Origin of the sequence: Acinetobacter sp. YH12094 (assembly GCF_013419295.1) — a bacterium.
In the GTDB taxonomy this organism is placed as follows: domain Bacteria; phylum Pseudomonadota; class Gammaproteobacteria; order Pseudomonadales; family Moraxellaceae; genus Acinetobacter; species Acinetobacter amyesii.
The window spans coordinates 390,748-415,943 of record NZ_VPAK01000003.1; the positions used below are offsets into that span (position 1 = coordinate 390,748).

Here is a 25,196-nt window from a genome sequence, read left to right on the forward strand (position 1 = left end):
AATTAATTCCACTTTTGGCTGTATTTATCTGTCGAGAAAATGAGTCTGAATGCGCTAAACAGAATATTTATCTAGGGGTAGTTAAAAAAACGCTCAATCTTTATGGAACATTCATAAAGATTGAGCTAAGTGAGGAACTGATTAGTTGGAGTTCATTCCCATGTTTAATTCATCGTCATTAAGCTGGCATTACCACCGGCTGCCGCTGTATTGACACTGATTGCACGCTCAATCACGAAACGCTCTACAGGGATGTCATATTGGCCTGAAGCTAAATGCGTAATGCCAATAATTGCACCTTCACGAGAAGCGATAACCTGTTGAATCTTTAATAACTCAGCTTGTTCACCATGGTGTAAAACCGCATCAAAATTGCCATGATAAATATCCGTGATCACTTTAAATTGGTCTACGAGGATTTTTGGCATGCTATTTAAGTGTTTCAACACAAAAGTATTGTCTGCAAGTACAACAGGCTGACTACCCACCGATAAAATCGCAGCAATTTGATTCAGTTGATCTGCATCATTATTAGCCAATGAAAGCACACCCTTACGTGCCAAAATGGCATATTGGTTGTTTTCACCGGTTGGTCCTTGCAGTTCAAAACTTTGTCCTGCGGCTATGGCCTGTGGTGTTTGAATCGCAATGCCTGAAAAATGCTGCTTCGCCCAAGCGTTAAAAGCTTCATATGCAGGGAAGTGTGCAGCTTGTGTTTCTGCCTGAGCGGCATAAGGTGTAGCTAATTTTTTCTCAGAAATTTGATGCATTAAACGGTAAAGATATAAAGGACCGCCAGCTTTTGGACCTGTACCTGATAAGCCTTCGCCGCCAAAGGGTTGTACACCAACCACAGCACCTACAATATTACGGTTAATGTACAGGTTGCCGACTTCTGCATGACCGATGACTTTTTGAATCGTGTCATCAATACGTGTATGCAAGCCCATGGTTAAACCATAACCTTTGGCATTAATTTGTGTTAATAGGTTTTCAATCTCACCATATTTGTAGGTGATTAAATGCAATACTGGCCCAAAAACTTCGCGCTCTAAATCATTTAAATTTGGCAGTTCAATCAAAGTTGGTGCAACGAAAGTTCCCGTACTTAAGGCATTGTCATCAGTATTAAACATGATTTGATGTACTGGATAGCCTTTGCTACGCATCTTCTCAATATGTTTTTCAATATTTTGCTGTGCTTCAAGGTCGATCACTGGGCCAATGTCAGTTGCTAAAAGTGCAGGATTTCCGACACGAAGTTGCTTCATCGCACCTTGTAACATGGTACGGACAACGTCCACATTATCTTCTTGTACACAGAGAATACGTAGGGCAGAACAGCGTTGACCTGCACTGTCATAGGCAGAGTTAACGACATCCAATACCACTTGTTCTGTCAATGCTGATGAGTCAACAATCATGGCATTTTGACCACCAGTTTCAGCAATCAATACCACGCTCTCACCAAATTGGTTTAAGCGCTGTGCCACGGTTTTTTGCAAGATACGTGCGACTTCCGTTGAACCTGTAAACATGATGCCTTGGACACGTGAGTCCGCGCTGAGTTTGGCACCAATGGTTTCGCCACGGCCAGGAAGGAGTTGCAATACATCAAACGGAACACCTGCTTCCCATAAAATATGTACAGCTTGAGCAGCAATTAGCGGTGTTTGTTCAGCAGGCTTGGCAATCACGGTATTACCTGCAACCAAGGCCGCAGCAATTTGACCTGTGAAAATAGCCAACGGGAAGTTCCACGGGCTAATGCACAGCACAGTACCAAAGGGTTCAATTTGCGTATTTTCAGCTAGATCAATCATTTGAGCCGCATAATAACGTAGAAAATCTACAGCTTCACGGACTTCAGCAATAGCATTGGCGTAGGTTTTACCGCTTTCACGTGACAACAACACCATAAGAGATTGCAATTGTGCTTCCATCAAATCTGCCGCACGGTTTAAGCATGCTGCACGCTGATCTTTAGCTAAAGTTTTCCATGAAGCTTGGGCATTTACAGCATTATTGAGAGCGATTTCCGCTTGCTCTAGACTAGCTTCACTGACACTGCCGACCACATCACTACGGTTTGCAGGATTTGTAATGTTGATACTTGCAGTATGAATTTCTTCTAAATTAGCGCCCATTGCACTAGCATGCCACTGGGTATGTGCATGCTGTACTGCCGTGGTATTGAGCTGAGATAAGTCGCGATCATTGGCTAAATCGAGTCCTTTTGAGTTGCGACGTTCTGTGCCATACAAATCTTGCGGAAATGGGATAGAAGGATGCTTAGCTCCAGTGATACCTTCTTTTTCAGCCGTCGCTAATATCGTCTGTCTTGGATTTTCAATTAAATCTTCAATTTTTAAATTTTTATCTGCAATACGGTTGACGAAAGAGGTATTCGCACCATTTTCCAGTAGACGTCGAACCAAATAGGCCAATAAGGTTTCATGGTTACCCACTGGTGCATAAATACGACAAGGCACACCCAGTTTGTTATCAGACTTCGAACCCACCACTTGTTCATAGAGGGGTTCACCCATGCCGTGAAGGCACTGAAATTCATACTGGCCTGGATAGTAAAGCTCTGGCTGTGCTAATTGGTAGATCGTAGCAACGGTTTGCGCATTGTGTGTTGCAAACTGAGGATAAATTTGCTCAGGTGCTGCTAAAAGTTTTTTAGCACATGCAATATAAGACAGGTCGGTATGAACTTTGCGCGTAAATACAGGATAGTCACTCATACCTTCAATTTGCGCTTTCTTAATTTCGCTGTCCCAGTATGCACCTTTCACTAAGCGGATCATTAAACGTTTTTGGCTACGCTTAGCGAGGTCAATAATATGGTCGACCACATAGAAACAGCGCTTTTGGTAGGCTTGAATCACAAATCCAATACCTTTCCAATCCGCTAATTTAGGCTCAAAACACAGGCGCTCAAGTAGTTCCAAAGAAATTTCTAGGCGGTCAGTTTCTTCAGCATCAATGTTTAGACCAATATTGTAATGCTTGGCTAATACTGCAAGTTCAAGCACTTTGCCATAAAGTTCGTTATGTACACGGTCGATCTGTGACCGTTGGTAGCGTGGGTGTAGGGCAGATAATTTGATCGAAATGCCTGCTCCGTTATAAACATCCTTACCTTCAGAAGCTTGACCAATCGCGTGGATCGCATCGGTATAGTCTTGATAATAACGTTCTGCATCAGGTTCAGTTAATGCTGCTTCACCCAACATGTCATATGAATAGCGGAAGCCTTTGTCTTCTAAAATTTCTGCATGTTTAAGTGCTTCATTGATGGTCTCGCCTGTAACAAACTGTTCGCCCATCATACGCATAGCCACGTCGACAGCTTTACGGATAATGCCACGACCACTGCGTGCTAAAATACCCGTCAATAGACTAGACAGACTTTTTTGTTGAGGGGTTTCCATCAGTTTGCCCGTCAGCATTAATCCCCAAGCAGCAGCATTAACGAACATGAGGCTACTTTGGCCAACATGATCTTTCCAGTTACCTTGGTTGATTTTATCTTTGATCAGTAAATCACGTGTTGCTTTGTCTGGAATACGGAGTAGCGCTTCAGCTAAACACATGAGCGCGATGCCTTCCTGTGAAGACAATGAAAACTCTTGTAGCAAGCCTTGTACAATGCCTGCTTTACCTGTACCACTTTTACGTTCACGTAATGAATGGGCTAAGTCAAAAGCCAATTGTTGAATTTGTTCGCTGATCGGGGAAGGGATTTCACTGTGTGCTAATAAGTTTTCAATGCACTTAGTTTCAGCACGACGCCATGCTGTATTAATAGATTGTTCAAAGCTATTCTTGTCTTTAAATTCGGTGATGTAGTCATCGCTTCCCGTGACTTCAAATACTTTTCCATTCATGTTTCAAATTTCCGTGTCAAAGTTCTATGACGAGCAAATAAATCTTGAGCTTGATCCTTTATTTAATTTATCATCACAGAATATTTAGCGAATAACTCACTATAGTTTTAATAATATTTAGAGAAAAATTCAGATGAGTAGCCAATATTTGAGCTTAGACCGTATAGATATTCGAATTTTAGAGCTGCTGCAACAAGATGGAAAATTGTCCAATATTAAGCTTGCAGAAATGGTGAATTTATCACCTACTGCGGCGTTGGCACGTGTGCAAAAATTATCGAAGGAAGGCTTTATTTTAGGCTATGAAGCACGTTTAAATCCGGTCTTACTCAACAATGGATTTGTGGTTTTTGTGGAGATTTTACTAGATAAAACCACGCCCAACGTATTGGAAGATTTTTCGGATGCAGTGCGTCAAATTCCAGAAATCGTAGAATGTCACATGATCAGCGGTGGTTTTGATTTTGTGGTGAAAATACGCTGCGCAAATATGGAAGAATTTAGAAAAATTTCAGGGCAGGTGCTTTGGCAATTACCTGGTATCAAGGAAACGCGTAGTTATCCTGTGATGGAAGTGATCAAAGAAAGTATGCAAATTAAGCTGAAACCTGCGGCTCGGCCGAAGTAGCTAATCATCAATAATTGAGTACTAAAAAGGGGCATTTAGCCCCTTTTTAGTGTCAAAAATTTTAGATTTCAGACATTTCTTTTTGATATTGCGCTTCGGCTTTTTCAAAGCGTTCAACCACATCCGCCTCTGGTGCTTTGCCCAATAAGCTCACGACAACGATACTGATCGCAGAGAAAATAAAGCCTGGAATGATTTCGTATAAACCAAGGTGGCCTAAGTAGTTTTTCCACACGATGACAGTCACAGCACCCACGATCATGCCAATGATAGCTCCGTTAAGCGTCATACGTTTCCACAGCAATGAAAGAATAATCAGCGGGCCAAATGCAGCACCGAAACCTGCCCATGCATAAGCCACTAAGCCTAAAACTTTACTTGCAGGGTTCATTGCAAAGGTGATTGCAAATACGGCAATTGCCAAGACCATCGCACGTCCAATCCAAACCAATTCTTTTTGCGATGCGTTTTTACGAATAAATCCTTTGTACAAATCTTCCGTCAAGGTGGTTGAACACACCAATAACTGACAGCTAAGTGTGCTCATCACCGCAGCTAAAATTGCGGCTAAAATAATCCCTGCAATCCACGGATTGAATAGAATTTTAGTCAACTCCATAAATACCGTTTCAGGGTTGGCATTAACGACACTTGCCAGTTCTGGGTGGACTTGGAAGTAAGCAATACCGATATAACCCACTGCTACAGCACCGCCTAGACACAGGATCATCCATGTCATACCAATGCGACGTGCATTCGGAATGGATTTAACAGAATCGGCTGCCATAAAGCGAACCAAAATATGCGGCTGACCAAAATAGCCTAAGCCCCATGCCATGCTGGATAAAATCGCAACTGTACTTAAGCCTTCAAATAAATTGGAAGCTTGTGGGCGAGCTGTTTCCAAAATAGCAGCAAGATTTTGACTGTTATCACCTAAAGCAAGGTAAGCGATGATCGGTGTGATCAGTAGTGCAAAGATCATCAGACCCGCTTGGAAAGTATCGGTCCAACTAATCGCTAAAAATCCACCAATACAGACATAGCTGATGGTTGCAATGGCACCAATCCACAGTGCTGTTGTGTAGTTCCAACCGAATAAACTTTCGAAAAGTCGTGCGCCAGCCACCATGCCAGAAGCACAGTAAATCGCAAAGAAAACTAAAATAACTACAGCTGAAATGATACGTAAAATCTTTTTACGGTCTGCAAAACGGCTTGTGAAATAATCGGGCAGGGTCAGGGCATTATTTTGATATTCGGTATGAACACGCAAGCGTCCTGCAACGATCAGCCAGTTCAACCAAGCACCGATAATTAAGCCGATTGCAATCCAAGCTTCAGAAAGACCAGATAGATAAATTGCACCAGGGAGACCCATGAGTAACCAACCACTCATGTCGGATGCACCTGCTGAAAGTGCGGTCACAACACTTCCTAAACTTCGTCCACCTAAAATGTATTCGTCAAAGTTATGCGTAGCTCTGTAGGCATACAAACCAATGGCAAGCATTGCAAGAATATAAAAAATAAAGGTGACTAATGTCGGGTTTAAATGGCTCATAGGCGGTTCGTCCTTAATGAAAGCAAATCATCTCTGTCCTAGATGAAAATTTGTACTTCTGTCGTAAGTCGCAGATTCAAGCACGATTTAAAAATTACACTCTGTAACCTTTAAGCATATTTTATGTATGTTTTACGTAAATGATATTTTTTCTTATTACAAATCGAATTTTTTATTGTACTGCTGAAATGTTGTCCAGAAGGGAATTTAAATTTTGTTAAGTAAATCTACCTAAGACTTTTCATCACAAAAAGAGAACTAATGAAATTAGGTAAAAATTACACAATGTTACATAGTGAACAAGAAATGTGCATTTGAAATATTTGGTTGCAAATGTGCATCACATCATCTGTAGTGAGATGATTTGAACAGGTCGAATATGAGGTATGCACAGTCTTGGTGCGTAATTAGAGGGAATGCGCAGTGACAACGGTTCAAATGGAAAAAACGAGAATAGAGCATGATTTATTGGGGGATAAAGCAGTCCCGCAGTCATGTTATTACGGCATACATACATTGCGTGCCATCGAAAACTTTCAAATATCAAAGCAGCATGTCGGACAAAATGTAAACTTTGTACGCGCTATTGCTCAGGTAAAAAAAGCATCAGCAGAAACCAATTATCAATTTAACTTAATACAAGATGATATTCGCCAAGCGATTCAGCAAGCGTGTGATGCATTGATTGATCATCCTGAACAATGGGCAGATTCATTTCCAATTGATATTTATCAAGGTGGAGCAGGCACTTCTATTAACATGAATGCCAATGAAGTCATTGCCAATATTGCCCTTGAGTCGCTCGGAGATGCTAAAGGCAGTTATCAACGGATTCATCCAAACGATCATGTTAATAAGTCACAATCCACCAATGATGTCTATCCAACAGCGCTGCGTCTAGCAACATTTAGCGCTTTTGATGCTTTATTTGTGGTTTTAAATCAGCTAATTGGAAGCTTACATATTAAAGCCGATGAGTTTAAACATGTCATCAAAATGGGGCGTACACAGTTACAAGATGCTGTTCCGATGACTTTGGGGCAAGAGTTCCGAGCATTTGCAACATTATTAAAAGAAGATTTGAAGTTGATTGAGCAAAATCGACAGCTTCTATTGGAAATTAATTTAGGTGCGACGGCAATTGGCACTGGCGTGAATTCTCCTGCGGGTTATGCAGCGAAGGCCGTTGAAAATCTAGCTCATTTGACCGGTCTAAAATTGCAAGGTGCAGAAGACTATGTCGAAGCAACCAGCGATTGTGGCGTATTTATTTTATTATCAAGCTGCTTAAAACGTTTAGCTGTCAAACTTTCTAAAATTTGTAATGACTTACGTCTTTTAAGTTCGGGGCCACGAACAGGTTTAGCGGAAATTCGTTTACCTGAGTTACAAGCAGGTTCGTCGATCATGCCTGCAAAGGTTAATCCAGTGATCCCAGAAGTGGTCAACCAAATTGCATTTCGAGTAATGGGGAATGATTTAACCATTACTTTGGCTGCAGAAGCAGGGCAATTACAATTAAATGTCATGGAGCCGGTCATTGCATTGTCCATGAATGAATCGATTGAGCTTTTGGTGAATGCCGTAAAAACATTAGACAGCAAATGTATTCAAGGGATTCAGGCAAATGAGCAAGCGTGTTTTGATGCTGTGATGCGTAGTGTAGGAATCGTGACCTTACTCGATCCATATTTAGGTCATGCAAAATGTGATGAAATCGGTAAGCAATGTATTGCCGAAAATAAAACCATTCGCCAAGTGGTTTTAGAGCAAGAGCTGTTAACTGAAAGTCAATTGGATGAAATTTTCTCGATTGAAAATTTAGTTTCTGAAGTGACACCATTTAGTATGCCACTCGCTCAAGTGAGTTAAATGCTTATTTAAGACTTTTAAATAGCCCAATGATGAGTAAATGACGAAGGTTAAACCTTCGTTTTTTATTTGAAGAAATCAGTGGTAAAGCTAGAGAACTAATCTGATGGCAGTGATGTATTAAGTCTCTAATAGGAACTTAATTTCTAAAAGAAAGTATTGGGTTGAAAATAAAACGCTATATTTGCTTAAGATCGTAATTATAGTTCTATATATAGTCTTGAAGGTTTGGATGAAAAATTTAGCGAATAGATAAAGTCAGAACAGCTTTAACTTGCCCAAAAGAGGACGTAATCGAAGTACAATAGGTTTTTTATCATGTTGTAGATAGTCAGATGTTTAATAAGTTAGTCGATTTATTCAAAGGCGCTAAAGAGTCGCCTGAGCAACTTTACTTAGAACAACACCACATTCAATATGATGAAACACAGGGCTATATCATTGAAGGCGTAGTTTTAAATACATTGTCTGAACGTATGGAATATCTGTCGAATAGAAAAATGACAAATTTCGATGATTTAAAACAGCTCTATGCAACTGCAATGATTATCAATGAAAAAATAGACTTGGAAATTGCAAGTCAACGCTTTGTTGCACGATTAGGCAATACTGAAGAAAATCTGTTGCAGTTTAAACTCTATGTCAAACTATTGAATGATTATTATCGTCAATTCATCCGTGATCGTAAGTAAGTGAAGGGACTGCAGTGTTTGAGTTTGATGGGTGCGTTAAGGGTACTCATCAATAGAAAATTCAAACGCAAATCCATATTGGTTAAAACACTGTATATAGTTGCTTAAATCTCGGAATGTAAAAAGCATCGTGTTAATATGATCACCAAGTGATTAAAACATTAAAAGCTATTTACATCATGTTCCAGCAAGAAATTTCACAACTCAATCTTAAACAGCTCAAAGCTGGCGAAAAGCGGTGGGTCGGAAACTTACAAGGCTCATCTGCTGCATTATTATTTAAAGAAATTAGCAAACAATCCAAACAGTTGTTTGTGATTGTAGCACGTAATAATCAGCATCTCGGGCAGTTAGAAAGTGAGCTGGAATTTTACGGAATTAAGCCGACTATTTTCCCTGATTGGGAAATTTTACCTTATGACCGCCTATCGCCACATCAAGACATCGTTTCTGAGCGCTTGGCGATTTTGTCCAATATGCCACAGCAAGGTGTGTTGTTGGTTTCAGCAACAACTTTAGCGCAGCGAGTTGCGCCTGCATCTTGGGTATTAGGTGAACACTTTGATATTAAAGTAGGTCAAAAATTTGATATAGAACAACAAAAATTAAGATTAGTACAAGCGGGCTATCACTTGGTGGATACCGTTTATGATCATGGTGAATTTGCAGTACGCGGCAGCATCATGGATATTTACGCTTCGGGGCAAAGTTCACCGATTCGTATTGACTTATTTGATGATGAAATCGATACCCTCAAATTCTTTGATCCTGAAACTCAGCGAACCACCCAAAACTTAGATCATTTTACGGTTTTACCTGCAAAAGAATTTCCATTAAAAGAAGCGCGCTCACTGTTTCGTGATCGATATGCGGAAAATTTTCCGACGGCAAATCCAAAGAAAAATCCAATTTATCAGGATGTACAAGATGGCATAGCTTCACCGGGTATTGAGTTTTATTTTCCGTTGTTCTTCTCTGAACAAGCCATGAAAGAGCAAAGTACGCTATTTTCGTACTTACCAGAGAATGGCATTGTCATTACAGATAAAGCTATTGATGACACATTGATTCAGTTTTGGTCGGATATTGTGCGTCGTTATGAAGACCGCCGTCATAATGTCGACCAACCGATTTTGCCGCCAGAGCAGATTTTCCTACAACCAAATCAAGTGTTAGAACAATTAAATCTTTGCCGTCGTATCGTGGCTTCGCCTGAGGCTTTTGATGAACGCAATGGCGTGATCAATCTTGCTGCTGAGATTCCACCCCGTTTACCTGTCGATCCTAAACGTGAAAAGCCATTTTATGCTGTTAAGCAATATATCGATGCGGCAAATTATCCAGTGCTTTTGGTGGCTGAAAGCGCTGGTCGACGTGAAACTTTAAAAGATGCATTGCGTCCAAGTTTGGGTGATATCCCAACGGTCGAAAGTTTTGATGATTTTATGCATTCTATGCATGCGATTGCGATCACCAATGCGCCCTTAGATCGTGGTTTATTGCTAACTGACAAACTCAGTGTAATTTCTGAAAATCAGCTTTATGAACACCGTGTGGTTCAACGTCGTCGTAAACGCCAACAGGAAGTATCAGAAGAGTTTCTTGTTCGTAGTTTAACCGAGCTAAGTATTGGCGCACCTGTGGTTCATATTGATTATGGTGTAGGGCGATATGCAGGTTTAATTACCTTGAGTATCGATGACCAAGACCATGAGTTTTTGCAGTTAGACTATGCCGATGCAGCCAAGGTGTATGTCCCTGTAACAAATCTGCATTTAATTAGCCGATATAGTGGTGGTGACCCGGATCTAGCACCATTACATAAATTGGGCACAGATGCATGGTCTAAAGCCAAACGCAAAGCTTTAGAGCAGATCCATGATGTGGCAGCAGAACTTTTGCATATTCAAGCACGTCGTCACTCGAAGCCGGGTTATGGATTTGAACTGGATCAAAGTCTCTATATGCAGTTTGCCAGTGGCTTCGCCTATGAAGAAACTTTAGACCAAGCCAATGCTATTGAAGCGACACTGTATGACATGCAACAAGCGAAGCCGATGGATCGCTTGGTTTGTGGTGATGTCGGTTTTGGTAAAACAGAAGTGGCCATGCGTGCTGCATTTGTGGCAGTACAAAATAACAAACAAGTGGCTGTACTTGTTCCAACCACGTTGTTGGCGCAGCAGCACTACGAGTCTTTCAAAGACCGTTTTGCGGACTGGCCTGTACGTATTGAAGTCCTATCACGCTTTGGCTCATCAAAATCACATACCAAAACCATTGAAGACCTCGCAGAAGGCAAAGTGGATATCGTGATTGGCACACATAAAATCTTGCAGGAAAGCGTGCAATTTAAAAATCTCGGTCTCATGATCGTGGATGAAGAGCACCGTTTTGGTGTACGTGATAAAGAGCGAATTAAAGCCTTACGTGCCGATGTTGATATGCTAACGCTAACTGCAACGCCTATTCCACGTACGCTGAATATGGCTTTTAGTGGTATGCGTGATCTATCTATTATTGCAACGCCGCCTGCACGTCGACTTGCTGTGAAAACCTTTGTACAAGAGCATACTGGAGATTCAATCAAAGAAGCGATCTTGCGTGAACTATTACGTGGCGGGCAAGTGTATTTCTTACACAACGAAGTCGAGACCATTGAACGCACGGCAGAGACTTTACGTGAATTGGTTCCTGAAGCACGAGTCGCGGTAGCACATGGTCAAATGCGTGAGCGTGAGCTAGAGCAAATCATGCAGCAGTTCTATCACAAAGAATATAACGTGCTGGTGTGTTCAACCATTATTGAAACTGGGATTGACGTACCAAACGCCAATACCATTTTGATTGAGCGTGCAGATAAACTTGGACTAGCGCAGTTGCACCAACTACGTGGTCGTGTTGGTCGATCGCACCATCAAGCCTATGCTTATTTACTAGTGCCTTCGCTCAAAGGTCTAAAAGGTGATGCTGAAAAACGCCTAGATGCCATTTCTCGTGCATCGACTTTGGGTGCGGGTTTCATGTTGGCTACAGAAGACTTAGAAATTCGTGGTGCAGGTGAGTTGCTGGGTGAACAGCAAAGTGGCTCAATGCAAACCATCGGTTATAGTCTATATATGGAAATGCTTGAAAAGGCCACCAAAGCCATTCAAAAAGGCAAAACACCTAACTTTGACTCTCCATTATCATTAACGGCTGAAATTAGCATGCATATGCCAGCCTTAATTCCAGATGATTATTTAGGTGATGTACATCAACGGTTATTGTTCTACAAACGCATTAGTAATACGGATACTCAAGAGAAACTTGATAACATTCGTATGGAGTTGATTGATCGTTTCGGCTTGCCTCCGCAAGCAGTCAAGCAGTTATTCTCTGTCCATCAGTTGCGTTTAAAAGCGGAACAATTGGGTATTACTAAAATTGATATCAGCTCACATGGCGGCAGTATTGAATTCTCGCCAGATACACCAGTTCAAGCCATATCCATCATCCAAATGATGCAAAAGCATCCGACTTTCTTCCGAATGGAAGGTGGACAGCGTCTAAAAGTGATGGTCATGCTCGAAGAATATGACAAACGCATTCAATTTATAAATGACTTATTAGACAGTTTACTGAAGGAATTAGCGCCAAATCACTAGATTTGGCGTATAAATTGCTTGTTTAGAATGAGTAGATTTTTATGCGTGTTTTTTCTATAGAAGAAACGCTTGATTTTTTTGAAAAATTTATTAGAGTCATAAGCAAGCAACGTTTTATTCAAATGCGGTTTATTTGTAATGAAACGTTCTGTACTGAATATTCACACCCATAAGGATGTGATAGTATTAGCCATCATTCTAATTTTGCATCATTTATAAAGATATGTTTAGTTTACATCCACAACTTGCTCAAGATACGTTTTATGTAGGCGACTTTCCTCTGTCAACATGTCGTTTGATGAATGATATGCAATTCCCGTGGCTTATTTTGATTCCACGTGTTCCGGGAATTACAGAGCTTTATGAATTAAGTCAGGCAGACCAAGAGCAGTTTTTACGTGAATCAAGCTGGTTATCAAGCCAATTGTCACGTGTATTCCGTGCAGACAAAATGAATGTAGCTGCATTGGGTAATATGGTTCCACAATTACATTTTCATCATGTTGTTCGTTATCAAAATGATGTGGCTTGGCCGAAACCAGTTTGGGGTACGCCAGCAGTTCCTTATAACAATGATGTCTTGGCACATATGCGCCAAACACTAATGCTTGCACTACGTGGTCAAGGTGATATGCCTTTTGATTGGCGTATGGACTAATCCCGATTTACGGACAATATCAGGATAGTAGAAGAATGAGTGTCCGTATGGGGGCGATCGAGTGCCGTTAGACAATTTAATCAGCAAAGAGCCTAAACAGTTTGAATATTTTCATCGTTTGATGGGATATATCATGCTGTCTTTGGTGATTGTTGTCTATCATTACACTCAGCCAGATACGCAATATCAAATCTATATTCCTGCATTTTTATTTTTTCTGATTTTAGTCGTTCCTAAGTTTTCTCATTGGTTAATTTATCGATATAGCAATCAAGTTAAGCGTAATGTGCTTTTTCTGATCGATATCATCGTTATTGCTGTACTGATGTCTGCAGTACATTTAAGCCTCGTTTTAACCTTTCTTGCGGTCTTTGCGCTGCTATATACAACCATTTATAACAAAATTAATTTCTTAATGATGTCCTTGGCTGGGATTGTTGGTGTCACTGTATTTTATTTATGTAATATTTATATCTTTGGTTTTCAAGAATATTTTGAGTCAACCAGCAGTGAGTTAACCGTTCTAGGTTTTTTGTGTCTTATTACATATTTCAGTGTGGGGACATTTTATCAACACACCCAAGTTCAGTCTTTGAGCAATAAAAAGAACCACTATTATGATCAGATGAATCGTTATATGGAATTCGCTAATCAATTGAGTCGTTATGCGCCAATGCAGCTTTGGCAATCGATTATGAAAGGTGAGTCTGAAGCTAAAATCGAATATAAACGGAAAAAACTCACGATTTTCTTTTCAGATATCCAAGGGTTCACAGAACTTTCTGAAACATTAATCCCAGACGATTTAGCATTTCTACTCAATGACTATTTGAGTCATATGACTGAGATTGCCAAACAGTATGAAGCGACTGTCGATAAATTTATGGGTGATGCAATTCTAATCTTCTTTGGTGATCCACATAGCCAAGGTGTAGAGCAAGATGCAAAAACTTGTTTAGAGATGGCAATGGTCATGCGTCAGCAAATGAAGTTGCTGCGTGAACGCTGGATTAAAATGGGTTATCCGCCGCTACACATTCGTATGGGTATTTCTACAGGGTATTGTCACGTTGGGAACTATGGTGCGGCTCACCGTATGGCTTATACCATCGTTGGACGTGATGCAAACTTGGCTGCAAGATTACAAAGTGCGGCCGAAGTCGATGAAATTTTGATTTCAGACGATACGCATCATTTAGTGAAAAATGACTATTTATGTGCACCTAAAGCACCGATCTTCTTAAAAGGCATCAAAGGCCCAGTACGTACTTGGCAAGTGATGGAAAAATACACCTCACAGAAAACAGATTATCAGCGTTGGTTCGATTACGAATATAAAGGCTTTAATCTATTGTTGAACTTAGATGAAGTACAAAACTTTGAATATCCTGAACTAATACATGTTTTAGAACGTATGATTCAACGCTTACAAACTCAGCAAAAAATGACCAACTCTGCTGGTATTGTTAAACTGAATTTAGAAGACGAAGTGATCGAAGAAGTCAAAAAAACTGAATCTCACTCTTAATTTCACATATACATTATAAAAATTAGATCTAATCGTATTGCCTTAAATTGTAAAAATAACTCAATTCATTCTTTTATCAAAACGTCTTCTTTTTTTTTGAATTGTTGAATAGTTTTATGCATAAAAAAGCCAGTGACGATGAACTGGCTTTTTGATTATAGAAAATTATCTATAAATTAATGATTTTCTGAAGCATGGTTGATGGTGTATTTAGGAATTTCGATTTCCAAATCTTCATCTTCAATTTTTACTTGGCATGATAGACGAGAGTCTGGTTCTAATCCCCAAGCACGATCGAGAAGATCTGCTTCGACATCATCCATTTCATCTAGACCATCAAAACCTTTACGTACAACCACATGGCAAGTGGTGCATGCTTTAGACATGTCGCATGCATGTTCAATTTTGATGCCGTTTTTTAACATGCTTTCGCAAAGGTTAGCATTTGCTTCGACTTCAAACTCAGCGCCGTTTGGGCAGATTGTTGCGTGAGGCAGTACTTTAATACGTGGCATAATCTTGACCTATAAATTAATTTGAGTTTGACCAGTCATCGAGTTTTGTGCCTTTCAGTGCGGCATCAATGTGCTGATTCATACGAGCTGCAGCAAATGCATCGCTATGTATTTTAAGCTGTTCTACAGCATGTTCAATAGCTTTGATATCTGTCGTTTCAAGTGCAGCATCTAAAACACTGCGTGCAGCAGTGAGGGAACTGTGTTGCTCTTGGCTGAGGAGTTGAGCATCCACTTTAAGTGCTTGATCAAGTGCTTCAAGTTCACGTTTTGCTTCAACCTTGGTTTCTTGAAGATGACGTAAGTTTTTGTCTTCTTCAGCAAACTTATAACCATCAATCAGTAAGCGTTCAGTGTCGGCATCAGATAAACCATAAGAAGGTTTGATGTCAATTTGGGCATGCACACCAGAAGTGGTTTCTTTGGCAGACACCGTGAGTAAACCATCTGCGTCAACTTGGAAAGTCACTTCAATGCGCGCTTGACCCGCAGTCATCGGTGGAATACCACGAAGCACGAAACGACCTAGACTACGGCAATGTTCAACTAGATCACGTTCACCTTGTACAACATGAATCAACATCGCTGTTTGACCATCTTGATAGGTTGTGAATTCTTGGCGACGAGCCACTGGAATAGCTGTATTACGCGAAATAAGGCGCTCAACCAAACCGCCCATGGTTTCCAAACCTAAAGAAAGCGGTGTGACGTCTAAAAGCAATGAACCATCTTTAGAGTTACCAATAAGCTGGTTCGCTGTAATCGACGCGCCAATGGCCACAACTTCATCAGGGTTAATAGTGCAGAGCGGTTCTTGATTGAAGACATCTTGAACAGCTTTTTGTACAGCATACGAGCGGGTAGAACCACCGACCAATACCACATTTTGAATATCGCTGAGTTCAAGCTTGGCATCACGCATGACACGTTTACAAACGCTGATGGTTTTATCCAAAGCAACTTTGATGATGGATTCAAAAGTAGGGCGGTCTAAAGTCAATGATTGATCAAGAACTTTAAGCTCTACAGATTCAGCCTCGGTTAGAGCTTCTTTTGCTTTACGAGCAGAAACGATGAAATGTGCATATTCAGCATCATCTAAAGTTTCAATATTCAGTTGTTTTTTTGCCCATTTTACAATCAGACGGTCTAAGTCATCACCACCAAGCGCCGTATGGCCACCCGTTGCTAGAACTTCAAAAACACCTTGAGAGAAACGTAAAATTGAAACGTCAAAAGTACCGCCACCTAAATCATAGATCACATAGTTCTGATCGTGTGCCAGATCGGTGTCTTGGTCTAAGCCATAAGCCACTGCAGCAGCAGTCGGTTCATTTAATAAACGCAGTACATTTAAGCCTGCAAGCTGAGCTGCATCACGCGTTGCTTGACGCTGTGCTTCATCAAAATAGGCAGGCACAGTAATGACAGCACCATTTACTGGATTATTTAAGCTGCTTTCTGCAAGGTCTTTAAGCTGTTTTAAAATTTCAGCAGAAATTTCAACGGGTGTTTTACGACCTTGTGCAGTTTCAAAAGCAGGCATTTCATTCGCTTCACCGACTAAGTTGTACGGGTGTTGGAATTTGATATCTGCTTTAGAGCGACCCATAAAGCGTTTTACAGAAACGATGGTGTTTTTAGGATCAGTCGTTAAGAATGCCTTTGCGTCGTCACCATATTGCGTAGTGGATTCGCCATAGTGTGCAATAGATGGGAGTAACACACGACCATGTTCATCGTTAAGCACTTTCGCTTTACCAGAAAGTACCGTGGCTACTAAAGAGTGTGTAGTCCCAAGATCGATACCAATTGCGATGCGGTGTTCATGCGGCGCACTTGATTGACCAGGTTCTGCAATTTGCAAGAGAGCCATGTGTGTTACATCCTTTGAACGTCAAATATAAAAAATAAATTAAAAATCATCGTCTAAATCAAAGCTATCGTCGTCTAAGAAGCGATCTTCAGCTTTATCGATATCAGCCATTACTTTTTGGAAGAAGCGTAATTTACGTACGGTATCACGTGCTTCAGCCCAGTCTTCGTCGTCATAATCAATTTTAAATTCACGAACCAAACCGTCAATCCATTGCTGAACTTCAGTTTTAAGTGAAGTGAGGTCATCAGCAGAGCCTGCCTCATCTAACTGTTCACGAATTTCTAAGGCATCTTGTAGGAACTCAAAATCACTAATCGATTGATCAAGGTGATAATCTTGTTTTTTGAGACTTAAAAGATATGCAGCGCGGCTATCAACATTGGATAAAGCTTTAAATGCTTGATTAATCTCACTAGATTTTATCAGGGCTAGATCTTTGTCTTCGGCTTTATCTGGATGATATTGTTGCTGCAACTTTAAAAATTCAGCTTTTAAAACTGCTAAATCAATATCGAGTGCTACAGGTAAGTTAAACAACTCAAAATGATTCATGGGAGATGGTGTCCGCAATAGAGGTGCAAAAAGTGTTGCTTTAAATGCAATTAAAACAGTGAATTTTACACTGTTTTAATGCGAAAAAGGAGCGTGGAAATGGCTTAAACCGTAAACGATTCGCCGCAGCCACATTCGCCTTTTTTATTTGGGTTATTAAATTCAAAGCCTTCGTTTAAACCATTTTTCACATAGTCCATCTCCATACCTTCAAGATAAACTAAGCTTTTTGGGTCAACGAATACTTTTACGCCAAACTGATCGAATACTTGGTCATGCGTGTCAATTTCATCGACAAACTCAAGTACATAAGCTAAACCAGAACAGCCAGAAGTTTTCACGCCAACGCGAATGCCTTCACCCTTACCGCGATTCTTGATGTAATTGCTGATATGAGTTGCAGCATTTTCAGTTAAATGAATCATGAAAACTCCGTTAATCTTTTTTAAAACACGTAAACAATTAAGCTTTTACTTTCTTGCTACGGTAGTCTTCTACAGCAGCTTTAATTGCATCTTCAGCAAGTACAGAGCAGTGTACTTTTACTGGTGGAAGTGCAAGTTCAGTTGCAATATCAATGTTCTTAATTGCTTGAGCTTCATCAAGAGTTTTGCCTTTTAGCCACTCTGTTACTAATGAGCTAGATGCAATTGCTGAACCACAACCGTAAGTTTTGAAGCGAGCTTCTTCAATTACGCCGTTGTCATCAACTTGGATCTGTAGACGCATAACATCGCCACAAGCTGGTGCACCGACCATACCTGTACCAACGTTTTCTGCATTTTTGTCTAAAACACCAACATTACGAGGGTTTTCGTAATGATCAATTACTTTTTCGCTATAAGCCATGATGCTTCTCCAAACCTCGGGGTCAGCCTTAAGATTAATATGGGGGTGAAATTACGTTAATCAATGAGATAGCCTTAAAATAAAAGCTATCTCACCGGGATGAATTAGTGTTCAGCCCATTCTACAGAATTAAGGTCGATACCTTCTTTGTACATGTCCCAAAGCGGTGAAAGATCACGTAGTTTTTCAACTGCTGCTTTGGTAATTTCAAGTACGTGGTCAATATCGGCTTCAGTGGTGTATTTACCAAAGCTGAAACGAATCGAGCTGTGAGCCAATTCGTCTGAAAGACCCAATGCACGAAGTACATAAGATGGTTCTAAAGTTGCTGATGTACATGCAGAACCAGAAGATACTGCGCAATCTTTAAGTGCCATCATTAACGATTCACCTTCAACAAAGTTAAAGCTGACGTTTAGATAGTTTGCAACGTTGTATTCTGGGTGACCGTTGAGGAAGACTTGTTCAAGATCTTGCAAGCCATTCCAAAGTTTGTCACGAAGTACACGAATACGAGTTTGTTCAGCATGCAGGTTTTTGCCGGCAAGTTCGAACGCTTCGCCCATACCCACGATTTGGTGAGTCGCTAACGTACCTGAACGCATGCCACGTTCATGACCGCCACCGTGCATTTGCGCTTTAATACGTACACGTGGTTGACGACGTACATAAAGAGCACCAATACCTTTAGGACCATAGATTTTGTGGCCAGAGAAACTCATCAAATCAACTTTCATTGTTGAAAGATCAATTTCTACTTTACCAGCAGCTTGCGCAGCATCTACATGGAAATAAGTTTTGTTTGCACGAGTCAATTCACCGATTGCAGCTACATCTGTAGTTGTACCGATTTCATTGTTCACCATCATCAAAGATACAAGAATTGTATCTGGACGAAGGGCTACTTGAACCATTTCAGGTGTGATTAAACCTGTTTTTGCTTCTGGCTCAAGATAAGTAATTTCGAAGCCTTCTTCTTCAAGCTCGCGGCAAGTATCAAGAATTGCTTTATGTTCAATTTTACTTGTAATAATGTGCTTGCCTTTAGATGCATAGAACTGAGCAATACCTTTAAGCGCAAGGTTGTCAGATTCAGTTGCACCAGAAGTCCAAACGATTTCGCGTGGATCAGCTTTTACTAGATTAGCAACTTGTTCACGTGCATATTCTACTTTTTCTTCTGCCTGCCAGCCGTAAGCATGAGAACGAGAAGCTGCATTACCAAAAGTACCGTCAAACGTTAGACATTCCATCATACGTTCTGCGACTTGAGGGTCTACAGGTGTAGTTGCTGCATAGTCAAGATAAATAGGACGCTTCATGTCAAATACCTGTAACCGATAAAAGGGCTGAATCAAAGTTTGCTGAATTTTGACGAATAGATACGGTTTGAACGTTATCGCGTGCTACAAGGTCAGCAAGGGTGATTTTTGCAAGATAATCGGCAATGTGGTGGGAGAGTTCCTGCCATAAATCGTGAGTCAAGCACATTGCACCATTTTGGCAGTTGCCTTTGTGGTCACAACGGGTTGCATCAACTGTTTCATTTACAGCTTCAATAATTTCCAAAACAGTGATGTCTTCAGCACTACGAGCTAGGTGGTAACCACCGTTTGCTCCACGGATGCTGGAAACTAAGCCGTGACGCTTTAATTTTGCAAATAACTGCTCAAGATAGGCCACTGAAATGGTTTGACGAGCTGCAATTTCTGCAAGAGTGATCGTTTGTTCAGTTGGCTGCAAAGCTAGATCAAGTAGAGCAGTCACTGCGTAGCGACCGCGAGTTGTTAAGCGCATGATTCGATACACATGTTAAGTCTAGATGTGCAGATTTTATGAATCCTGACTAAAATAGTCAAGTTTTTTTGAGATTGTTTATTTGTTTTATTTTGTCTGAAAAATTATGTATTTATTTGAAACACACATTATACACTAATAACGTTATTAAAAGAACAGATATTAGACTAAAAGCGATATTAATCCGCTTTTGACGACGTTCGATACGCTTAATACGGTTTTTGTATTGTTTAACTTCAACTTGTAGCGTGTTTATTTTAGAGCGTTGCTGTTCAATTTTTTCTAAAAGTGGGGCAATACGTTTTTTAGATGCAACGATATCGTTTTCTTCGACAGGTTCAGACAGCCAGTGTTTCCAGTCAGATAAAATTTTCGGCACACTAAATAAAGAAACCAAATCACGAAATTCATCTTTTAAAACCACATCGCCATCGATACGCATGGTTTTGATGCTTTTACGATTACCAAATACAAAAATTTTCACCAAATCCATTAATGTCGTACGGACATCAAGGTCGATCGGTTTATCTGGAGATTTCGTGTCGAAAAGGATACCGTGCTCAGTAAACTGAACATAAAAGTCAAAATAAGGGATGTAGCTATTTATTTTTAGTGCGACTTTTTGATCAACAAATTTTTTAGCTTGTAATGCTACAACACGGTCATGTTTTAAAATGAAGGTAAAAATCGTTTCTAAAACAATCAGGGTCATAGTAAGCAACAAATGTGGTTGAGCTTGTGTTTGTTGCGTATCGCTCATAAAAAAATGTCCTTGTTAAAATCTGAAAGCACTGGAAACTGAGCGTCCTGCTCTAGAGGAACTTAGAATATACCAAAAATTTGGTAATTCACTAGCTTTGTAGAACAGTTTAATCAATCTATCAAGTTATATGTTTGCTATTATGTTGTTAAAATGAAGAATCACATGTTGATGTGCACATAAAATAATCAGGAGAAGTGCGGATTATGGAAAATACAGAAAGCATAATTGATGATGCACAGGAAACATCAGAAAAGCTGGCTAAACCTCGGGTACGTAGTCATTCTGATCGTCGCTCTAAAATGGATTTTCGTAAATATACCAAACAGATTTGGTTGGCTGGATTAGGTGCTTTTTCACGTGCTGAGGGAGAGGGAAATAAGCTTTTTGACTCTTTAGTCAAAGTTGGAGAGGAGCTTGAGTCCAAAACGATTGATATTGCAGATCAAACTGTCGAAAAAGTTTCAGAAAAAGCCAAGGAATCTGTAACCGATACGAAAGATAAGGTAGAAAAAATTTTAGATAATGGTGTTAATCATTCTTTAAACCGTTTAGGATTGGTGACTGTAAAGGATTTACAGCACTTAGAAAGGCTTATACTTCAATTACATACTAAAGTTGACCAATTGGCCGAAGAAAATGCCCAACTGAGGGCCGAAATATTAAAAAAACACTAACTTTTTTAATATTATCGAATTTTCAAGGTTTTTTTCGTCAAAAAATTCTATAAAAAGAGGTTGAGGAGTATTGCGTTTAACCCTAAAGCATTGCTATAAAGGCGTTATGGCGTTTTATACAAATTCTTGAACCTTAAATAAACGATATTAAGAGGACGTAATTTTCATGAATAAATCAGAATTAATTGATGCAATTGCCGAAAATGGGGGATTATCTAAGGCCGATGCCGGTAAAGCTTTAGATGCTACAATTGCTGCAGTTACCAATGCATTAAAAGCTGGTGATACAGTTACTTTAGTTGGTTTCGGTACTTTCAGCGTAAAAGAACGCGCTGCACGTACTGGTCGTAACCCACAAACTGGTGCGACTTTAGAAATCAAAGCAAGCAAAGTTCCTAGCTTCAAAGCGGGTAAAGGCTTGAAAGATTCTGTAGCTTAATCTTATTAAGCACATGAGACGCGCCATAAATTGGCGCGTTTTTTATTGGTAAATGTGATTAATTGATATATCGCATTCATTCATCTCGGGTTTTCGGTTAAAATTCACCGCAAATAAAATATTGGAATACTTATGGAATCGTTTCGTAAAGTCATTAAGGGTTGGCTGGGCAAGGTCTTGCTCGTTTTGTTTTTGACCCCTTTAGCACTTGTAGGTATTGAAGGATATTTTAGTGGTGGATCTAAAGATGCAGCAAAGACTGTAAACGGTACTGAAATTTCTCAAAAAGAACTCGAGGCACTGACGAACTCATTAAAAGAACAATATCTGGCATATGCTCAGGGTGATGAAACATTATTGAATCAAAATTTCATTAGCAATAAAGCGATGGATACTTTGGTTTCACGCCAATTGCTATTGCAACAAGCTGATAAATTAGGCATTAGCTTGAGTGATGCACAAATTGTGCAAATGATTCATCAGCAGCCAAGCTTTCAAGTCAATGGTCAATTTTCTGATGAAGCGTTTGCGCGATACCTCGAATCGATTGGTATGACGAATCGCACATTCATTGATAATTTACGTAAAGACCATGCTTTAAAAATGTTGTCTACAACATTTCTGGAATATGCATTGGTGAGTAAGCTTGATATCTTGCAAATTGCGAACTTACAAACGGAACAACGTAGTATTCAGTTGGCAAGCATTAATCTTGAAAATTACAAGAAAAATGTAAAAGTATCTGATGCAGAAATTGCCGCTTACTATGAGCAGCATAAAAACAAATTTAAGCAAGCAACTAGTGTTGATGCAGATTTTGTCGTATTAACACCTGCCAATATTACTGCACCTGTAGAAGCTGCAACTGATGCTGAACTGAAAGAAGCGTATAACAGCTTTGTTGAGAATGCACAGAAGTCAGTTAAACCTATCGTTAAGCACATTATGATCACTGCGGACAATCGTTCAGATGCCGAAGCTAAAAAACTGGCTGAAAGTGTTCAAGCTAAAATTAAAGCGGGTTTAAGCTTTAACCAAGCTGCTGCGCAATTCTCTGAAGATCCTGAATCTAAAGCGAAAGGTGGTGAACTTGTTGCTTATGAAAAAGGTGTATTTGGTGATGCATTTGATGCAGCAGTTGAAGGTGCTCAAGCTGGTCAAGTGACTGCTCCAGTGAAAACAGACAGTGGTTATCACTTGATCGAAAAAGTGGCGCCAGCTGTAAAAGTGGCTTCATTTGAACAAGAAAAAGCACGTCTGCAAGCAGAAGTCGCTGCTTCGAAAAAAGCCAATGTTTTTTCTGACACTGTAAACAGCCTTAATGATATGGTTGTGAGCAGTGATGCCCTTGATGTCGTGGGTCAAGAAGTGAAAGGTGTAAAAGTTCAATCATTGAATGGCTTAACATTAGCATCGCAACATCCTGTTCTAAGTGATGCAAACGTCAAAGTTAAATTGTTTAACGATGATGTTAAAAATGGTGAACGTAATGTTTCATCTAGCATTCAGTTGAAAAACGGTGATGTAGTTTGGGTAAAAGTGCGTAACTATCATGCTGCAGGTGTTCAAACCTTAGCTGAAGCGAAAGCGCATGTGAAAACTCAGCTGATTGAAAAGAAAGCGTTTGATGCTGCAAAAGCCCAGATTCAAGCGACATTGAAAGAGTTTGCTGCAAAACCTGCTGCTTCAGTCGCGAAAGGCAATTTAAACTTTGAAAATGCGGGTACCTTCACTCGTGCTGATGGTTTGTTGAAACGTGAAATTCAACGTGCTGCATTTAGTGTAAAAGCGCCGAAAGCAGGTCATTGGTCTGTTACGACCACAAATCTACCAAATGAGTTGGTTGTGGTTGCTGTGACTGCAGTGAACAAACAATCTGATGCGGCATTAACGGGTGAGCAGTTAGATGAGTTAAAAAAACTTTATCAACAGCTTCGTGGTCAGCAAGAATTTGATGACTACACACGTTATCTAAAAGATCATGCCAAAATTAAATAATTAAGGCAGCTTTAAAAAAACCAGCTTTCGAGCTGGTTTTTTTTTTGACTTAAATTGACAGATATAATTTTTATTTAAAAGATTTGGCAAATGAAATATCGGCTCTAGCATCGTAGATTGGTGTTCTCAAAAAAATAATATGAAGAAGAAATAACTCATCACGACAAGGATTAAGCGGATGATATCTATGTATATGCCTCAATTTAAACGTTTAAAGAACCCGTTATTGCGATGGATGGATCATTATTTTAAGCACATGATATTAATGCTATTAACGATTTGCGTTGCAAGTAGTATTCAAGCTGCAGAACGAAACTTTCAAAATGTTCTAGAGCAGGAAAGAGCTTGGGCGGGCTTGACCAGTAAAAAAGTCAAAAATAATGAAATCGAATGGACATACAGTGAAGGAGGAGATCCACGAAAACCGACGCTGTTGTTGCTGCATGGTTTGTCAGGCACGCGTGATAATTGGAACCGCGTTGCCCGTTATTTAACGCCAAATTATCATGTCATTATTCCTGATCTGCCAGCACATGGAGAAACTATTGTCGCAGATCAATTTGATCTATCGATTCCAAATTTAACTGAAAAATTACGACGATTTATTGATGCTACAAAGTTAGATCCAAATTTACATATCGCAGGGCATTCGATGGGTGGTGCAATTGCCATGCTCTATAGCGCTCAGTATCCCTTAGAAGTGAAATCTTTATTGTTGGTGGATTCGGCAGGTGTCTTTAATTCGAGTAATACAGTGTATTTAAAAGATACGGCAAAGCTTGTAGAGCTAGTGGTCAGAAAAACTGGTGATTTTGATCGCGTGATGAAGATCGTGATGCAATCCCCGCCTTTTATTCCACAAGAATTAAAAATTGGGCAAGAAAAGTTGATGATAGTTCAGTCTAAACAAACCAATAAAATGGTGGAGCAATTGCAAAAAATGGCGACCTTGTATACGCCAGAGTCCTTTGCTTTGGCTGCACGAGGCATTGATGCACCTGTGTTTATTATCTGGGGGAAGCAAGATCAGATTATCAATGTTGAAGTGGCAGAAGAACTGAGAAGCTTATTTAAAAAAGCCGAAAAGCCTCTGATTTTAGACCATGTTGGTCATATGCCTATCTTAGAAGCGGAGCAGTTAATGGCGTTGCCATATTTAAAGTTTCTTTCAACTGTTCAATGAATCAAATCGGTAAAGTGTGTGAAAAAAAAGCGAGAAATATCTCGCTTTTTTAAACTTAATTA

The 25,196-nt window shown here is 39.9% G+C and carries 20 protein-coding genes; 10 read left to right on the forward strand and 10 right to left on the reverse strand.

What is annotated here, in order from left to right; translation table 11 throughout:
- Positions 1 to 164: 164 nt before the first annotated feature.
- The gene (gene putA, locus FTU34_RS04280; protein ID WP_180034811.1) at positions 165 to 3,896 is read right to left on the reverse strand and encodes a trifunctional transcriptional regulator/proline dehydrogenase/L-glutamate gamma-semialdehyde dehydrogenase; all 3,732 of its coding nucleotides are present in this window, start codon (positions 3,894 to 3,896) and stop codon (positions 165 to 167) included.
- 133 nt (positions 3,897 to 4,029) lie between these two features.
- Here putA and FTU34_RS04285 point away from each other — a divergent pair, with 133 nt between their 5' ends.
- Positions 4,030 to 4,524, forward strand: coding sequence for an Lrp/AsnC ligand binding domain-containing protein (locus tag FTU34_RS04285; protein ID WP_180034812.1), 495 nt, complete (start codon positions 4,030 to 4,032; stop codon positions 4,522 to 4,524).
- 61 nt (positions 4,525 to 4,585) lie between these two features.
- Here FTU34_RS04285 and putP read toward each other — a convergent pair whose 3' ends face one another.
- The gene (gene putP / locus FTU34_RS04290; RefSeq protein WP_078193488.1) at positions 4,586 to 6,088 is read right to left on the reverse strand and encodes a sodium/proline symporter PutP; all 1,503 of its coding nucleotides are present in this window, start codon (positions 6,086 to 6,088) and stop codon (positions 4,586 to 4,588) included.
- Positions 6,089 to 6,511: 423 nt separating this feature from the next.
- On the opposite strand from putP, the gene aspA reads away from it, so the two are divergent.
- The 5 genes from aspA to FTU34_RS04315 all read left to right on the forward strand — a co-directional run bounded on the left by aspA (position 6,512) and on the right by FTU34_RS04315 (position 14,485).
- A complete protein-coding gene (gene aspA, locus FTU34_RS04295; RefSeq protein ID WP_180034813.1) occupies positions 6,512 to 7,960 on the forward strand; it encodes an aspartate ammonia-lyase in 1,449 nt (482 codons plus the stop codon).
- 335 nt (positions 7,961 to 8,295) lie between these two features.
- Positions 8,296 to 8,652, forward strand: a complete 357-nt coding sequence (locus FTU34_RS04300; RefSeq protein WP_078193486.1) for a hypothetical protein — start codon at positions 8,296 to 8,298, stop codon at positions 8,650 to 8,652.
- Positions 8,653 to 8,831: 179 nt separating this feature from the next.
- Entirely contained in the window at positions 8,832 to 12,299 is a 3,468-nt protein-coding gene (gene mfd / locus FTU34_RS04305) for a transcription-repair coupling factor (RefSeq protein WP_180034852.1), read from the forward strand.
- Between the two features lie 223 nt (positions 12,300 to 12,522).
- Positions 12,523 to 12,957: an HIT domain-containing protein gene (locus FTU34_RS04310; RefSeq protein ID WP_067762788.1), complete on the forward strand. Its 435-nt coding sequence runs from the start codon at positions 12,523 to 12,525 to the stop codon at positions 12,955 to 12,957.
- A 61-nt stretch (positions 12,958 to 13,018) separates the two neighbouring features.
- Complete coding sequence (locus tag FTU34_RS04315; protein WP_180034814.1) at positions 13,019 to 14,485, forward strand: adenylate/guanylate cyclase domain-containing protein; 1,467 nt, start codon at positions 13,019 to 13,021, stop codon at positions 14,483 to 14,485.
- Positions 14,486 to 14,661: 176 nt separating this feature from the next.
- Here FTU34_RS04315 and fdx read toward each other — a convergent pair whose 3' ends face one another.
- The 8 genes from fdx to FTU34_RS04355 form a co-directional block, all read right to left on the reverse strand.
- The gene (gene fdx, locus FTU34_RS04320) at positions 14,662 to 15,000 is read right to left on the reverse strand and encodes an ISC system 2Fe-2S type ferredoxin (RefSeq protein WP_078188671.1); all 339 of its coding nucleotides are present in this window, start codon (positions 14,998 to 15,000) and stop codon (positions 14,662 to 14,664) included.
- Positions 15,001 to 15,016: 16 nt separating this feature from the next.
- Entirely contained in the window at positions 15,017 to 16,876 is a 1,860-nt protein-coding gene (hscA, locus tag FTU34_RS04325) for a Fe-S protein assembly chaperone HscA (RefSeq protein ID WP_180034815.1), read from the reverse strand.
- Positions 16,877 to 16,915: 39 nt separating this feature from the next.
- On the reverse strand, positions 16,916 to 17,431 hold the full coding sequence (gene hscB / locus FTU34_RS04330; RefSeq protein ID WP_180034816.1) for a Fe-S protein assembly co-chaperone HscB: 516 nt from the start codon (positions 17,429 to 17,431) through the stop codon (positions 16,916 to 16,918).
- Positions 17,432 to 17,535: 104 nt separating this feature from the next.
- Positions 17,536 to 17,856: an iron-sulfur cluster assembly protein IscA gene (gene iscA, locus FTU34_RS04335; RefSeq protein WP_180023773.1), complete on the reverse strand. Its 321-nt coding sequence runs from the start codon at positions 17,854 to 17,856 to the stop codon at positions 17,536 to 17,538.
- Between the two features lie 37 nt (positions 17,857 to 17,893).
- Entirely contained in the window at positions 17,894 to 18,280 is a 387-nt protein-coding gene (iscU, locus tag FTU34_RS04340) for a Fe-S cluster assembly scaffold IscU (RefSeq protein WP_078188667.1), read from the reverse strand.
- Positions 18,281 to 18,384: 104 nt separating this feature from the next.
- A complete protein-coding gene (locus FTU34_RS04345) occupies positions 18,385 to 19,602 on the reverse strand; it encodes an IscS subfamily cysteine desulfurase (RefSeq protein ID WP_180034817.1) in 1,218 nt (405 codons plus the stop codon).
- A 1-nt stretch (position 19,603) separates the two neighbouring features.
- Positions 19,604 to 20,077, reverse strand: coding sequence for an Rrf2 family transcriptional regulator (locus FTU34_RS04350; protein ID WP_078188665.1), 474 nt, complete (start codon positions 20,075 to 20,077; stop codon positions 19,604 to 19,606).
- A 112-nt stretch (positions 20,078 to 20,189) separates the two neighbouring features.
- Entirely contained in the window at positions 20,190 to 20,837 is a 648-nt protein-coding gene (locus FTU34_RS04355; protein WP_180034818.1) for a hypothetical protein, read from the reverse strand.
- Positions 20,838 to 21,043: 206 nt separating this feature from the next.
- Here FTU34_RS04355 and FTU34_RS04360 point away from each other — a divergent pair, with 206 nt between their 5' ends.
- The 4 genes from FTU34_RS04360 (at position 21,044) to FTU34_RS04375 (ending at position 25,134) form a co-directional block, all read left to right on the forward strand.
- Positions 21,044 to 21,514, forward strand: a complete 471-nt coding sequence (locus FTU34_RS04360) for a phasin family protein (protein WP_111883718.1) — start codon at positions 21,044 to 21,046, stop codon at positions 21,512 to 21,514.
- Positions 21,515 to 21,680: 166 nt separating this feature from the next.
- On the forward strand, positions 21,681 to 21,953 hold the full coding sequence (locus tag FTU34_RS04365; RefSeq protein ID WP_078188662.1) for an HU family DNA-binding protein: 273 nt from the start codon (positions 21,681 to 21,683) through the stop codon (positions 21,951 to 21,953).
- 132 nt (positions 21,954 to 22,085) lie between these two features.
- Complete coding sequence (locus tag FTU34_RS04370) at positions 22,086 to 23,951, forward strand: SurA N-terminal domain-containing protein (protein ID WP_180034819.1); 1,866 nt, start codon at positions 22,086 to 22,088, stop codon at positions 23,949 to 23,951.
- 265 nt (positions 23,952 to 24,216) lie between these two features.
- A complete protein-coding gene (locus tag FTU34_RS04375) occupies positions 24,217 to 25,134 on the forward strand; it encodes an alpha/beta fold hydrolase (RefSeq protein ID WP_373686474.1) in 918 nt (305 codons plus the stop codon).
- The last annotated feature ends 62 nt before the right edge of the window (positions 25,135 to 25,196 follow it).